General features: G+C 71.9%; 14 protein-coding genes. 6 read left to right on the forward strand and 8 right to left on the reverse strand.

The genetic code is table 11. The features are described 5' to 3' along the window. Window positions 1-4 precede the first annotated feature (4 nt). From Sdi02f_RS10250 to Sdi02f_RS10260, 3 genes are read right to left on the reverse strand one after another with little or no spacing between them, the layout of a single operon-like run. A complete protein-coding gene (locus Sdi02f_RS10250) occupies window positions 5-1,138 on the reverse strand; it encodes an Mrp/NBP35 family ATP-binding protein (RefSeq protein ID WP_030400724.1) in 1,134 nt (377 codons plus the stop codon). A gap of 44 nt (window positions 1,139-1,182) precedes the next feature. Then, window positions 1,183-1,782 (reverse strand): DUF1003 domain-containing protein, encoded by a 600-nt coding sequence (locus Sdi02f_RS10255; protein ID WP_031082566.1) that lies wholly within the window; start codon window positions 1,780-1,782, stop codon window positions 1,183-1,185. Then, window positions 1,772-3,073 (reverse strand): magnesium transporter MgtE N-terminal domain-containing protein, encoded by a 1,302-nt coding sequence (locus tag Sdi02f_RS10260; protein WP_030400722.1) that lies wholly within the window; start codon window positions 3,071-3,073, stop codon window positions 1,772-1,774. The genes Sdi02f_RS10255 and Sdi02f_RS10260 overlap by 11 nt, the downstream gene beginning before the upstream one ends. Before the next feature lie 268 nt (window positions 3,074-3,341). Between Sdi02f_RS10260 and Sdi02f_RS10265 the strand changes: the two genes are divergently transcribed. Continuing rightward, the gene (locus Sdi02f_RS10265; protein WP_030400721.1) at window positions 3,342-4,079 is read left to right on the forward strand and encodes a hypothetical protein; all 738 of its coding nucleotides are present in this window, start codon (window positions 3,342-3,344) and stop codon (window positions 4,077-4,079) included. Window positions 4,080-4,097: 18 nt separating this feature from the next. Here the strand turns inward: Sdi02f_RS10265 and Sdi02f_RS10270 are convergent, their stop codons facing one another. Next, on the reverse strand, window positions 4,098-4,610 hold the full coding sequence (locus tag Sdi02f_RS10270; protein WP_108933124.1) for a hypothetical protein: 513 nt from the start codon (window positions 4,608-4,610) through the stop codon (window positions 4,098-4,100). A 33-nt stretch (window positions 4,611-4,643) separates the two neighbouring features. Then, window positions 4,644-5,759 carry a magnesium and cobalt transport protein CorA gene (locus Sdi02f_RS10275; RefSeq protein WP_030400719.1) on the reverse strand — a complete coding sequence of 372 codons (1,116 nt, stop codon included), beginning with the start codon at window positions 5,757-5,759 and terminating at the stop codon, window positions 4,644-4,646. Window positions 5,760-6,315: 556 nt separating this feature from the next. On the opposite strand from Sdi02f_RS10275, the gene Sdi02f_RS10280 reads away from it, so the two are divergent. Further along, window positions 6,316-6,912: a suppressor of fused domain protein gene (locus tag Sdi02f_RS10280; RefSeq protein ID WP_030400718.1), complete on the forward strand. Its 597-nt coding sequence runs from the start codon at window positions 6,316-6,318 to the stop codon at window positions 6,910-6,912. A gap of 76 nt (window positions 6,913-6,988) precedes the next feature. On the opposite strand, the gene Sdi02f_RS10285 is transcribed toward Sdi02f_RS10280, so the two are convergent. Beyond that, complete coding sequence (locus Sdi02f_RS10285; protein WP_030400717.1) at window positions 6,989-8,212, reverse strand: MFS transporter; 1,224 nt, start codon at window positions 8,210-8,212, stop codon at window positions 6,989-6,991. 230 nt (window positions 8,213-8,442) lie between these two features. Here Sdi02f_RS10285 and Sdi02f_RS10290 point away from each other — a divergent pair, with 230 nt between their 5' ends. From Sdi02f_RS10290 to Sdi02f_RS10300, 3 genes are all read left to right on the forward strand, one after another. Next, window positions 8,443-9,093 carry a DUF6758 family protein gene (locus Sdi02f_RS10290; protein ID WP_031082570.1) on the forward strand — a complete coding sequence of 217 codons (651 nt, stop codon included), beginning with the start codon at window positions 8,443-8,445 and terminating at the stop codon, window positions 9,091-9,093. Window positions 9,094-9,326: 233 nt separating this feature from the next. Beyond that, window positions 9,327-10,184, forward strand: coding sequence for a PHP domain-containing protein (locus tag Sdi02f_RS10295; RefSeq protein ID WP_055467377.1), 858 nt, complete (start codon window positions 9,327-9,329; stop codon window positions 10,182-10,184). Between the two features lie 62 nt (window positions 10,185-10,246). Further along, the gene (locus Sdi02f_RS10300) at window positions 10,247-10,852 is read left to right on the forward strand and encodes a MarC family protein (RefSeq protein ID WP_030400714.1); all 606 of its coding nucleotides are present in this window, start codon (window positions 10,247-10,249) and stop codon (window positions 10,850-10,852) included. A gap of 66 nt (window positions 10,853-10,918) precedes the next feature. On the opposite strand, the gene Sdi02f_RS10305 is transcribed toward Sdi02f_RS10300, so the two are convergent. Continuing rightward, window positions 10,919-11,071: a DUF8834 family protein gene (locus Sdi02f_RS10305; RefSeq protein WP_007444413.1), complete on the reverse strand. Its 153-nt coding sequence runs from the start codon at window positions 11,069-11,071 to the stop codon at window positions 10,919-10,921. A gap of 264 nt (window positions 11,072-11,335) precedes the next feature. Between Sdi02f_RS10305 and Sdi02f_RS10310 the strand changes: the two genes are divergently transcribed. Continuing rightward, window positions 11,336-12,232: an NYN domain-containing protein gene (locus Sdi02f_RS10310; protein ID WP_108933125.1), complete on the forward strand. Its 897-nt coding sequence runs from the start codon at window positions 11,336-11,338 to the stop codon at window positions 12,230-12,232. On the opposite strand, the gene Sdi02f_RS10315 is transcribed toward Sdi02f_RS10310, so the two are convergent. Further along, a complete protein-coding gene (locus Sdi02f_RS10315; RefSeq protein ID WP_030400712.1) occupies window positions 12,229-13,110 on the reverse strand; it encodes an alpha/beta fold hydrolase in 882 nt (293 codons plus the stop codon). The genes Sdi02f_RS10310 and Sdi02f_RS10315 overlap by 4 nt on opposite strands. Window positions 13,111-13,117: the final 7 nt, after the last annotated feature.

Below are 13,117 nucleotides of genomic sequence, written 5' to 3' on the forward strand. Positions count from 1 at the left end.
GGGATCAGAACTTGTTCTTGGGAGTGATCCCCAGCGACAGCCCGGAAAGACCCCGCTGACGGCCCCCCAGCTTGCCCGCGATCGAGCGCAGGGCCGCGCCCGCCGGGGAGTCCGGGTCGGACAGGACGACGGGCCTGCCCTCGTCGCCGCCCTCGCGCAGCCGGACGTCGATCGGGATGGCGCCGAGCACCGGCACCGACGCACCGGTCGTACGGGTCAGGCCGTCGGCGACCGCCTGACCGCCGCCGGTGCCGAAGACGTCGACCATCTCGCCGCAGTGCGGGCAGGGCAGCCCGGACATGTTCTCGACCACGCCGACGATCTTCTGGTGGGTCTGCACGGCGATGGCGCCCGCCCGCTCCGCCACCTCGGCCGCGGCCTGCTGAGGGGTCGTCACGACCAGGATCTCGGCGTTCGGCACGAGCTGCGCCACCGAGATCGCGATGTCGCCGGTGCCGGGCGGCAGGTCGAGCAGCAGGACGTCCAGGTCGCCCCAGTACACGTCCGCGAGGAACTGCTGGAGCGCGCGGTGCAGCATCGGGCCGCGCCAGACGACCGGCGCGTTGCCCGGGGTGAACATGCCGATCGAGATGACCTTCACGCCGTTGGCCGACGGCGGCATGATCATGTTCTCGACCTGGGTGGGACGCCCGTCGGCGCCCAGCATGCGGGGCACGGAGTGGCCGTAGATGTCCGCGTCGACGACACCGACCTTGAGGCCGTCGGCCGCCATCGAGGCCGCCAGGTTCACCGTCACCGACGACTTGCCGACGCCGCCCTTGCCGGACGCCACCGCGTACACCCGGGTCAGGCTGCCCGGCTTGGCGAAGGGCACCTCGCGCTCGGTCTGCCCGCCCCGGAGCGCGGCGGCCAGCTCCTTGCGCTGCTCGTCGCTCATCACGTCCAGCTCGACGTCGACGCGCGTGACGCCCTCGACCCGCGACACCGCGTCCGTCACGCGCTGCGTGATGGTGTCCCGCATCGGGCAGCCGGAGACCGTCAGGTACACGGCGACCGCGACCGCTCCGTCCGCGCCGATCTCCACCGACTTGACCATCCCCAGCTCGGTGATGGGCCGGTTGATCTCGGGGTCGTTCACCGTCGCCAGTGCCTCGCGCACCGCGTCTTCCGTAGCCATAGACACGATGGTACGGCGCCGCCCACGGGGCGCGGAAAGCCCCGTCAGCGGTCGTGTACGTCACTCCCGGCGGACCGGTCCGCCGGGAGTGCCCCCTGCTGCGACCGCCGGCCGTCCTGCCGCTCCTCCAGGTCCCTGACCAGGTCCTGCAGCTCGGAGCGGATCCAGTCCCGCGTGGCGACCTCGCCGAGGCCGATGCGCAGGGCGGCGATCTCCCGGGTCAGGTACTCGGTGTCGGCGATCGACCGCTCGTTCTGCTTGCGGTCCTGCTCCAGGTTGACCCGGTCCCGGTCGTCCTGCCGGTTCTGCGCGAGCAGGATCAGCGGGGCGGCGTAGGAGGCCTGGAGCGACAGGGCCAGGGTCAGGAAGATGAACGGGTACTCGTCGAACCGCAGGGCGCTCGGGGCCGCCACGTTCCACAGCACCCACAGGATGATGACGACCGTCATCCAGACGATGAACCGCCCGGTGCCCAGGAACCGCGCGATGCGCTCGGAGAGCCTGCCGAACGCCTCCGGGTCCCACTCGGGCAGCAGCCTGCGGCGCGGCGGGCGGGGCTGGTCGAGGCGGGCCCGGGTCCGGGAGGACGCGGTCGCCCCGGACGCGGCGCGCTCCCGGGCCGCCGTCTCGCGCTCAGGCACCACCGGCGCCCACCTCCCCCGTCGTCCCGGCCGCGTCGTCCAGGTGGTACTCGGTCTCCCGCCAGTCGTCGGGCAGCATGTGGTCCAGGACGTCGTCGACGGTGACCGCGCCGAGCAGCGCCCCGGAGTCGTCGACGACGGGCGCCGCGACCATGTCGTACGCGGCGAAGAACCCGGCGACCACGGGCAGCGCGGCGTCCGGCTCCAGGGGCTGCAGGTCGTCGTCGAGGATCGAGCCGACCAGCGTGTACGGGGGGTCCCGCAGCAGCCGCTGGAAGTGGACGGTGCCCAGGTACTTGCCGGTCGGGGTCTCCTCGGGCGGGCGGCAGACGTACACCTGGGCGGCGTGCGCCGGGGACAGGTCGGGGTTGCGGATGCGGGCCAGGGCGTCGGCGACGGTCGCGTCGGGCCGCAGCACGATCGGCTCGGTCGTCATCAGGCCGCCGGCCGTGTGCTCCTCGTAGGCCATCAGCCGCCGCATGTCGGCCGCGTCGGAGGGCTGCATCAGGCTCAGCAGCCGCTCCTTGTCCGCCTCGGGCAGCTCGCCGAGCAGGTCGGCGGCGTCGTCGGGGTCCATCGCCTCCAGGACGTCCGCGGCGCGTTCCTCCTTGAGCTTGCCGAGGATCTCGATCTGGTCGTCCTCCGGCAGCTCCTCCAGCACGTCGGCGAGGCGGTCGTCGTCGAGGGCGGCGGCGACCTCGGCGCGGCGCTTGGCGGACAGGTGGTGCAGGACGTTGGCGAGGTCGGCCGGGCGCAACTGCTCGAACGTGGCCAGCAGGTTCTCGGCGCCCTGCCCCTGCTCCTCGACGGAGAAGCCGGTGACGCCGGACCACTCGACGGTCAGCGTCTCGCCCTTGTTGCGGCGGAACGCGCCGCTCCTGCGGCCCTTGCGGACGAAGACCTTGTCGATCTCCCAGTCCCGGCGGGCGGGCAGCTGCTGCACCGACAGGTCCAGCACGGTGACCTCCTCCTGCGTCTCGGTGAGCGTCACCCGCCGGTCGAGCAGCTCGCCGAAGACGAGGCGCTCGGTGGGCCGCTGCTCGAAACGCCGGACGTTGAGCACGCCGGTGGTGATGACCTGGCCGGAATCGATGCCGGTGACCCGCGTCATGGGCAGGAAGATCCGGCGGCGGGTGGGGAGTTCGACGACCAGCCCGAGGACCCGCGGGGGTTTGCGGCCGACACGGAGCATGACGACCAGATCGCGCACGCGGCCCACCTGGTCACCGGCCGGGTCGAACACGGCGATGCCCGAGAGGTGGGAGACGAAGATCCGGGGGGCGCCCGCTGCCATGGCCGCGGCTCCTTTCCTCACGTCTCGCGCGGCGCGGGGCCGGGGGCGAGTGCGTGAAGGCTGATTCGTAGGGTGTCTCTTTTCCGAATTGCCCGCTCGGACGCGCTTCAGGCTAGCCCGTCCCGATCGGCATCGCCCTGGCGGCCGGTCCGGACGGACTGGCTCCGTCCGCCCCGACCGGCCCCGGTACGCTGCGGCCTGGCCCGGTCGGCTCGCCGCCGACGCCCGTCGGCCCCGTGTCAGCCCTGTCAGAAAGGCAGTCCCACCTGTGTCTGTGACTCCCCGGCGCCGAATCCGCAGGGCCGCCTGGCTGGGCGCCGTGTGCGCCCTGGCCGTGACGGGGGCCGGGCTGACGGGATGCGGCAGCGAGGACCCCGACGCGGGCACCAACGGCCTGGGCAAGCTCCCCGCCGACAAGATCCACGCCAAGGCCGCCACGGCCGCCGAGGCCGCCGGCACGGTGCGCCTGCACGGCACGGTGGAGGCCGGGGGCAACACGTACACCCTCGACATGCGGCTGAAGGCCGACGGCGGCACCGGGTCGGTCGCCGCGCAGGGGACGACGTTCGGGCTGCTGCGCGTCGGCGAGCAGCTCTTCCTCAAGGCCGACGCCACGTTCTGGAGCCACGGCGACGGCGACGCCAAGGCGGCCGACAAGCTGGCCGGCAAGTACGTGAAGGTGCCGCAGAGCGACCCCGTGTACAAGAAGTTCAGCGGCTTCACGGACAAGGACGTCCTCCTCGACGGACTGCTGACCCTGCACGGCACGGTGAAGACCGACGGCCGTCACGAGCAGGCGGGCGTGCGCACCATCCGGATCACCGGGGACGAGGGCGCGGGCGGCTCGCTGGACGTCTCCCTGGAGGGCACGCCGTACCCGCTGCGCCTGGTGCGGGCGGGCAGCGCGGGCACGATCGGCTTCTCGGACTGGAACAAGGACTTCGCGCTGGAGCAGCCGGCGAAGGACGACACCCTGGACTACGGCGGACAACTGCCGACGTCCTGAACCGGGCCCGGCCCGGCACTACCGGCGTCGCCGCCGCTTCAGCAGCAGCCGGTGCAGCCCCGCCGGCGCCGGGTGCCGGGTCGTCGCCGGGCTCGCGAGCGGCGCCTCGGCCAGCGAGCCGTCGGGCAGCGGCGCGGTGGTCCCCGTCGGCTCCAGGCGCAGCACCCGGCACTCGCGGGCCCAGCGGTCGGTCATCGCCTCGCCGTCCGGGGCGTTCAGCCGCTTGCCCTTGAGGCCGCCGACCGCCGCCTGCCACGCCTCGGAACCGGACGGCAGTTCCACGACCCGCGCGGCCCAGGAGACCAGCCGGCCGCCCTTGTCCTTGCTGCGCACCGTCACCTCGGCCGCGGCCCCGTCGGCCAGGCCCGGCAGCGGCTGCTCGCCCGGTCCGTCGCCGACGACGCAGGCCGCGCCCTCGTGCCAGACGTGCCACAGCGCCCGTGCGGGCACCCCGGGACCCTGGACCCAGATGAGGCCGGACTTCTTGGTGGCCTCCTCGACCAGGGCCTTGTCGAGCAGCTCGCTTGTCATGCCGTCAGCCTATCCAGGGGCCCGGGGGCGGGTTCAGAGCCAGCCGTTGCGCTTGAGCGTGCGGTGGATGCCGAGGCAGATGCCGACCGTGATCGACAGGACCAGCGGGTAGCCGAACTTCCAGTGCGTCTCCGGCATGTAGTCGAAGTTCATGCCGTACACGCCGCAGACCATGGTCGGCACGGCGATGATCGCGGCCCACGAGGTGATCTTGCGCATGTCCTCGTTCTGCGCGACGGACGCCTGGGCCAGGTTGGCCTGGAGGATGGAGTTCAGCAGTTCGTCGAATCCGATGACCTGCTCCTGCACCCGTGCCACGTGGTCGGCGACGTCCCGGAAGTACTTCTGGATCTCCGGGTCGACCAGCCGCATCGGCCGCTCGCTGAGCAACTGCATGGGACGCAGCAGTGGGGCCACCGCCCGCTTGAACTCCAGCACCTCGCGCTTGAGTTGGTAGATCCGGCCGGCGTCCGTGCCGCGCGGGGTGCCCTTGCGGCCCGGCGAGAACACCTCCGTCTCGACCTCGTCGATGTCGTCCTGCACCGCGTCGGCGACCGCGATGTAGCCGTCGACGACGTGGTCGGCGATGGCGTGCAGCACCGCCGAGGGGCCCTTGAGCAGCAGCTCCGGGTCCTCCTGGAGCCGGCGCCGCAGGGCGCGCAGCGAGCCCTGGCCGCCGTGCCGGACGGTGATGAAGAAGTCCCGTCCGGTGAAGCACATGACCTCGCCGGTCTCGACGACCTCGCTGTTGGCGGTGAGCTGGTCGTGGTCGACGTAGTGCACGGTCTTGAAGACCGTGAACAGGGAGTCGTCGTAGCGCTCCAGCTTGGGCCGCTGGTGGGCCTGGACCGCGTCCTCCACGGCCAGCGGGTGCAGCCCGAACTCCCGGGCGATACCGGCGAACTCGGCCTCGGTGGGCTCGTGCAGGCCGATCCACACGAAACCGCCGTCGCGGCGCACCTGGCGCATCGCCGTGTGCGGGGTGAGCGGCACGTCGGTCCGCACGCGCGTGCCGTCGCGGTAGATCGCGCAGTCGACGACGGCGGAGGCGGTCGCCGGGTCGCGGGTGGTGTCGTAGGGACTGCTGTCCTTGCGCAGGGAGACGCGGGACGGGCGGACCACGGCGCGCAGGTCACGGATCATCGACATGGCAGGCTCCTTCGCGGCGGGCAGCGAAAAGGGCCGGTGACGGATGGAACCGCCCGGAATGAGGACGTCCTGACCACGCGTGCTCGGCGCGTCCACAAAGCGGGGGGCACCGCACCGTCGCGGTGACCGACTTCGCTGCTGAATCAGCGTCTGACACGGATCGGCGCGGTCGACACGGATCCAAGGTGGGCGCGTCGGCGGACCGGATCAGACAAAAGATCAGGCAAAACGGGACGAAGTGCTCTTCCGTGTGAAGGCGCGCGAACGAAAAGCGGCAGTGGGAAGAACCGGAACTGCTCGGTCAGCGGCCGGAAGAGCGAGTGGTACTGCACGGTCGACTTCGGTCCATGCCAGCCCCACCTCCTCCGGCCGGTCCCTCGTGAGGGACGATCCATTCCCCTTGTTTGGAGGGGTTCCCCGTAGGGGATATTGCACAGCGTCGGGGACTTGATCGCGACGCACTGCGTGCTGCCCCGAACCGCTGGGCCAGAGTACCAGTCGACCGACGTGTCAAGGCGCCGCTTTGCCTCTTCGCGACGAGTTCTATGCTCGCCGCATGGCTGATGTTCTTCCTCTGGTCGAGGCCCGGTTGCGCACCGCGCTGGGCGAGCCGGACGCGCGCGCGGCGGTCACCTTCCTCGGCACCGACCGCATCGAGGTACTGCGCTTCCCCGCCGCCGGCCAGGAGGGCGACGTCGTCCGCTACGCCACCCTCGGGATGTCGGCCCAGCCCATGGCGGACCCCACGGCGGTGCTGGCCGACCCGGTCAAGGGCCCCCGCGCCGAGCTGGTGCTCTCCGTGCGCGCCGGGACGGCCGACACCGACAAGGTGCTGCGCCCGCTCGCCGTGCTGGCCGCGTCCCCGCAGGTCGAGGGCGTGATCGTGGCGCCCGGTGCCTCGCTGGACGTCGGTGAGCCGTTGTGGCCCGGGGCCCCGTTCACCTCGGTCCTGGTCGCCGAGCCGGGCGGTCTGGTGGAGGACCTGGAGCTGGACGCCCCGCTGGACCCGGTGCGGTTCCTGCCGCTGCTGCCGATGACGCCGAACGAGGCCGCCTGGAAGCGCGTGCACGGCGCGCCCGCCCTCCAGGAGCGCTGGCTGAACCACGGAACGGACCTGCGCGATCCGTCCCGCAGGTCCGTTCCCCTGGACTGACGCACCGGAGTGACGCAACTCACCGGTGCGGCTCGTGGGTTGGGCGTCGGCCTGCATCGGCCGCCGTCGGCCGGTCTCAGTCGGCGAAGACCGTGACCGAGTCCTCGGCCGCGTGCTTCGGCTCCAGCTCCTGCGCGTCGTGGGTGAGCGCGCGGCGCCGTACGGCGACCACGGCCGCGCCGAGCACGGCGGTCACCGCCGCCACCACGAACGGGATGTGGACGTCGGTCCACTCCTCGATCTTCGGCGCGAAGTAGGGCGCGGCCGCGGCGGCGAACCAGCGCACGAAGTTGTAGCCCGCGCTCGCCACCGGACGCGGCGCGTCCGAGACCCCGAGGGCCAGCTCGGTGTAGACGGTGTTGTTCACGCCGATGAACGCGCCGGACAGGATCGTGCAGACGACGGCGGCGGTGTGGTTGCCGTACCCGAGGACGAGCACGTCGGCCGCGAGCAGCACCAGCGAGCCGCCGAGCACCTTGAGCGAGCCGAAACGCCGCTGCATGCGCGGCGCCACCAGCACCGAGAAGACGGCGAGCAGCACGCCCCAGGCGAAGAACACGGCGCCGGACTTGTACGGCGTCATGTTCAGCACGAACGGGGTGAAGGCCAGCACGGTGAAGAACGTGTAGTTGTAGAAGAACGCCGAGACCGCGGCGGAGGCGAGGCCCCCGTGGCCCAGCGCCCTGACCGGGTCGAGCAGCGAGGTCTTGCGGGCCGGCTTCGGCTGTTCCTTCAGGAACGCCGAGATGCACAGGAAGCCGATCGCCATCAGGAAGGCCGTGCCGAAGAAGGGGTAGCGCCAGCTGGCGTCGCCGAGCAGCGCTCCCAGCAGCGGACCGCAGGCCATGCCGAGGCCGAGGGCGGACTCGTAGAGCAGGATCGCGGCGGCGCTGCCCCCGGCCGCCGCGCCGACGATCACCGCGAGGGCCGTCGAGACGAACAGGGCGTTGCCCAGTCCCCACCCGGCCCGGTAGCCGACCAGTTGGCCGACGGTGTCGGAGGTGCCGGCGAGGCCCGCGAAGACCACGACGAAGGCCAGGCCGAGCAGCAGGGTCTTGCGGCCGCCGATGCGGCTGGAGACGAAGCCGGTGACCAGCATGGCCAGGGCGGTGATGAGGAAGTACGAGGTGAACAGGAGGGAGACCTGTCCGGCGCTCGCGTCCAGGCCCTTGGCGATGGACGGGAGGATCGGGTCCACCAGCCCGATGCCCATGAAGGCCACGACGGACGCTCCCGCGGTCGCCCACACGGCCTTGGGCTGCCGCAGGATGCCGCCCGCACCCGCGTCGAAGGGATCCATTGCTTGCTCTCCAATGCCGACGAGACGGTGCCAAATGGTTGGCGTATACACATAGTAAGTTAGCTGTGCTAATTAATGCAACATGCACCTAGTTCTGCGGGGTCCTGCCCGGGGTCCTGCCCGGGGTCCTGCCCGGGGTCCGGCCCGGGGCCCGGCCCGTGCGGCGCCCTCCCGACCGGACGGGTGATCGTCCTTGACGTGGGCGGGCGAGGGTAGGACCGTGGGGCTCTATGAGGGGCGAACCCAGTTGCCCGAAGTGTGGTGGCCGGGTCAGGGCTCCCGGCCTCTTCGCCGATTCCTGGCAGTGCGACCTGCACGGAACCGTGCATCCTCTGCAGCCCGTGCTCCCGCCCAGCGTCGAGGCGCTCGGCGTCGTGGTGCACCGCACGCAGGTGCCGGTGTGGATGCCCTGGCCACTGCCGGTCGGCTGGCTGTTCACCGGCGTGGCCTGTGCGGGCGACGACCGCAGCGGGGGCCGGGCGACCGCCGTCGCCTGTTCCGGTCCCGGTCCGCTGGGCGGCATCGGTGAGCTGATCCTGGTCGCCGAGGAGCTCGGCGTCGGCCTGGGCGCGCGGTACGCGGGCCTGGACGCCCCCGACCCCGGTCCGTACATGGACGTGGAGAAGCCGCCCCAGGCCAAGGTTCTGGCCGCGGGCCGGCCCACCCCTCTCTGGCACGTCTCCGGCGGCCCCGTCGACCGTGCCGTCTTCGCCGGGGAGGCCCTCGGGATGTGGCTGTGGGCGGTCGTGTGGCCCGAGCGGTCGGGACTGCTGATGTACGAGGAGCTGGTGCTGACCGACCTGCGGGACGCGGGCGCCGAGATTGAACTGGTGCCGTGCGGGGCGCTGTCGCCGCGGCTGATCGAGCCGACGGTGCCGTGACGCTCCGCGCGGGGTGCGGGGTGCGGGGGCCGGCGGGGTACGGGTTCGTGCGGGCGCGGGTCAGAGCGGGCGTGGGCCGGGTGCGGATGCGGATGCGGGTGCGGGTCCGTGCGGGCGCGGGTGAGCGGGGCGCGTAGGGGGCGCAGGCGGGCTGCGGGTGTGACAACGGGGGTTCGGGTTCCGGTTATCCTTGAGCGTCCCCTTCCGTCCCGTCACCGCTTGGAGTCAGCGTCGTGCGCATCGATCTGCACACCCACTCCACCGCGTCCGACGGCACGGACACCCCGGCCCAGTTGGTGCGCAAGGCCGCCGCGACCGGCCTCGACGTCGTCGCGCTGACCGACCACGACACCACCCGGGGCCACGCCGAGGCGATCGCCGCGCTGCCCGAGGGGCTCACCCTCGTCACCGGCGCCGAGCTCTCCTGCCGCCTCGACGGCGTCAGCATGCACATGCTGGCCTACCTCTTCGACCCCGAGGAGCCCGCCCTGCTCGCCGAGCGCGAGCTGGTGCGCGACGACCGGGTGCCCCGGGCCCGGGCCATGGTCGCCAAGCTGAACGAGCTGGGCGTGCCGGTCACCTGGGAGCAGGTCGCCGGGATCGCCGGGGGCGGCTCGGTCGGCCGCCCGCACGTGGCCTCCGCCCTCGTGGAACTGGGCGTCGTCCCGACCGTGAACGACGCCTTCACCCCGGACTGGCTGGCCGACGGCGGCCGGGCCCACGTGGAGAAGCACGAGACCGACCCCTTCGAGGCGATCCGGCTGATCAAGGGCGCGGGCGGCGTCGCCGTGTTCGCGCACCCGGCCGCCGTCAAGCGGGGCCGCACGGTGTCCGAGGCCGCGATCGCCGACCTGGCGGCCGCCGGGCTCGACGGCATCGAGGTCGACCACATGGACCACGACGCGGAGACGCGGGCACGGCTGCGCGGGACGGCGAAGGAGCTGGGCCTCCTGGTGACCGGCTCGAGCGACTACCACGGCAGCCGGAAGACCTGTGTGCTCGGCGAGTACACGACCGACCCCGAGGTCTACGGGGAGATCACGCGACGGGCGTTCGGGGCGTTCCCCGTGCCCGGGGCCGGCGGGGCCTGAGCCTCACCCCCGCGCGACCTCCTCCACCCTTCCTTCTCTTCCGCAAGGCCAGTAACACACCCATGTTCGACGTCGCCGTCTTCGGCTCCCTCTTCCTGACCCTTTTTGTCATCATGGATCCCCCCGGGATCACCCCGATCTTCCTCGCGCTGACCGCCGGCCGTCCCGCCAAGGTGCAGCGGCGGATGGCCTTCCAGGCCGTCTGCGTCGCCGGTGGCGTGATCACGGTGTTCGGTCTGCTCGGGCACCAGATCCTGGACTACCTGCACGTGTCCGTGCCCGCCCTGATGATCGCGGGCGGGCTGCTGCTCCTGCTGATCGCCCTCGACCTGCTCACCGGCAAGACGGACGAGCCGAAGCAGACCAAGGACGTCAACGTCGCCCTCGTCCCGCTCGGCATGCCCCTGCTCGCCGGGCCCGGGGCGATCGTGTCGGTCATCCTGGCCGTGCAGAAGGCGGACAGTGTGACCACGCAGGTCTCGGTGTGGGCGGCGATCCTCGCGATCCACGTGGTGCTGTGGCTGGTCATGCGCTACTCGCTGCTGATCATCAGGGTGATCAAGGACGGCGGCGTGGTCCTGGTGACCCGGCTCGCCGGCATGATGCTCTCCGCGATCGCCGTGCAGCAGATCATCAACGGCGTCACGCAGGTGGTCCAGGGCGCGTGAGCGCCACGACAGAGCCCCCGCACGGCGTTCCGTGCGGGGGCTCCGAGCATGTGCGAACGGTCCGCGTTACAAGGCCGAGGTGTCGGCGGGGCGGATCCACAGGCGCTGCCCGATGGCGGCGGCCTGCTGAACGATGCGGTTCACGGAGGCGGCGTCCACGACAGTCGTGTCCACGGGGGTCCCGTCGACGTCGTCGAGTCGCATGACTTCAAAGCGCATGGCCTCTCCCTTGATCTGGTCATCCTCCTGCGGAGAACTACTGGTGTGGCTCCTGGGTCGTCGGTGCCCGGGCTCCCGAAGGGTTCAACGAGATGCCCTCTGCAAACATTCCCTACGCTAAGGAAATTTTTCGCACGGCTAATTACTGACAAGTAAGTCGCTTGTTACGAGACGATGGGAGCGGATTCGGCCGATAAGTACCTGATGCAAGACTGACCGGGACCGGTTGTGTTCGTAGCGTGACGGCCGGGACAATGGAGGGTGATGAACGACGACCTCGCCCCCCTGAACGCTCGCATCGATCGCACGAACGAGCTGCTCCAGCGCATGCTCGCCGAGGTGGCGAAGACCCCTTCGACCCACGCGATCTTCGTCGACGCCGGGTACCTGTACGCGGCGGCGGGGCGGCTGGTGGCCGGGACCGAGGACCGCAGGGCCTTCGACCTGGACGCCGAAGGGCTGATCGAGGCGCTCATCGACCGGGCCCGCAGCGTCTTCGCGGACAGCCGCCTGCTGCGGGTGTACTGGTACGACGGTGCCCGGCGCCGCATCCACACCGCCGAGCAGCAGTCCATCGCCGAGCTGCCGGACGTCAAGGTCCGCCTGGGCAATCTGAACGCGAACAACCAGCAGAAGGGCGTCGACTCCCTCATCCGCACCGACCTGGAGTCCCTCGCCCGGCACCGCGCGATCAGCGACGCGGCCCTGCTCGGCGGTGACGAGGACCTGGTGTCGGCAGTCGAGGCGGCCCAGGGGTACGGCGCCCGGGTGCACCTGTGGGGCATCGAGACGCCGGAGGGCCGCAACCAGGCCGAGCCGCTGCTCTGGGAAGTCGACAGCCAGCGCACCCTCGACCTCGACTTCTTCAAGCCGTACGTCTCCCGGCGCGCCACCCACTCCGTCGAGGGGCCGGTCGCCCCGCGTCCCGGCCGCGAGGACGTCCGCTTCGTGGGCGCCCGGATCGCGGCGAAGTGGCTGGCGGAGCGGGGCCGCGACACCTTGGTGGAACTGCTCCCCGGCCACCCCTACCTCCCCGGCTCCGTGGACCAGGACCTGTTGGTGGAGGCCGAGGGGCTGCTCCAGTACTCCCTGCGCGGCCAGGCCGACCTGCGCCGGGCGCTGCGCGACGGGTTCTGGGAGCACCTGCGGGCGCAGTACTAGGCCGGCCCGGGGTGGTCGTCCCAGAAGCCGGCGAGGGCGCGGGCGGTCGGCAGGGGCTGGTCGGTGTTGGGGGAGTGCTCGGCGCCCACGACGACCGTCCGGCGCGCGCCCAGCCGTAGGGCCATCTCGTCGAGGAGCGGCACCGGCCAGGTGTCGTCGTAGGCGCCCGACAGCACGTGGTACGGCAGCGGCACCGCGGCCAGCTCCGCCACGCGGTCCGGCTCGGTGCACAACTGGCGCCCCGTGGCGAGCAACTGCGCCGGCCTGGTGCCCAGCCAGCGGTCGCGGAGCCGTACCGGGTCCTCCGGGCCGTGGGCGGGGGCCGGGGCGCCGGCCTCCTCCGGTGGACCCATGGCCTGCATCACCTCCCAGACCTCCGCCATCGTCATCGTGGCCAGGGCGTCCCGCAGCAGCTTCACCCGCCGCCGCTGGGACTCGGAGATCCGCGCCGGGCCCGAGGACATGAGCGTGAGGGAGAGGAACGGGGCGTGGTCGAGCAGGACGGCGGCCCGTGCGATCTGACCGCCCAGGGAGTGCCCGACGAGATGCACGCGCGTCCCGAGGGCGGCCACCTGCGCCAGCACGTCCCGGGCCAGCTCGGGCCGGGCGTACGCGGCCTCGTCGTGCTCGGGCCCGTCCGACTCGTACTGACCCCGTCCGTCCACGGCGACCGTGCGGTACCCGCGCACACCGAGCGGCCGGTGCAGCAGCGTGAAGTCCTCCTTGCTCCCCGTGAACCCGGGCAGCATCAGCACCACGCCCCTCGGCGCGACCCCGTCTGCCACCGGCGAGTCGACGACGGCGAACTCACCGCGCGCGGTGCGCAGCCGGTACGCGCGGGCGTCCGGGGGAGGGCTGAAGGCGGCGTTCCTGCTCACGGGCAGA

The sequence above is a fragment of the Streptomyces ardesiacus genome, from assembly GCF_003112575.1.
GTDB lineage: Bacteria > Actinomycetota > Actinomycetes > Streptomycetales > Streptomycetaceae > Streptomyces > Streptomyces ardesiacus.

Bases quoted from the DNA above. Each gene is read 5' to 3' on its own strand.
- Sdi02f_RS10250 (WP_030400724.1), bottom strand. From the start codon at position 1,138: ATGGCTACGGAAGACGCGGTGCGCGAGGCACTGGCGACGGTGAACGAC.
- Sdi02f_RS10260 (WP_030400722.1), bottom strand. From the start codon at position 3,073: ATGGCAGCGGGCGCCCCCCGGATCTTCGTCTCCCACCTCTCGGGCATC.
- Sdi02f_RS10270 (WP_108933124.1), bottom strand. From the start codon at position 4,610: ATGACAAGCGAGCTGCTCGACAAGGCCCTGGTCGAGGAGGCCACCAAG.
- Sdi02f_RS10275 (WP_030400719.1), bottom strand. From the start codon at position 5,759: ATGTCGATGATCCGTGACCTGCGCGCCGTGGTCCGCCCGTCCCGCGTC.
- Sdi02f_RS10280 (WP_030400718.1), top strand. From the start codon at position 6,316: ATGGCTGATGTTCTTCCTCTGGTCGAGGCCCGGTTGCGCACCGCGCTG.
- Sdi02f_RS10285 (WP_030400717.1), bottom strand. From the start codon at position 8,212: ATGGATCCCTTCGACGCGGGTGCGGGCGGCATCCTGCGGCAGCCCAAG.
- Sdi02f_RS10290 (WP_031082570.1), top strand. From the start codon at position 8,443: ATGAGGGGCGAACCCAGTTGCCCGAAGTGTGGTGGCCGGGTCAGGGCT.
- Sdi02f_RS10300 (WP_030400714.1), top strand. From the start codon at position 10,247: ATGTTCGACGTCGCCGTCTTCGGCTCCCTCTTCCTGACCCTTTTTGTC.
- Sdi02f_RS10305 (WP_007444413.1), bottom strand. From the start codon at position 11,071: ATGCGCTTTGAAGTCATGCGACTCGACGACGTCGACGGGACCCCCGTG.
- Sdi02f_RS10310 (WP_108933125.1), top strand. From the start codon at position 11,336: ATGAACGACGACCTCGCCCCCCTGAACGCTCGCATCGATCGCACGAAC.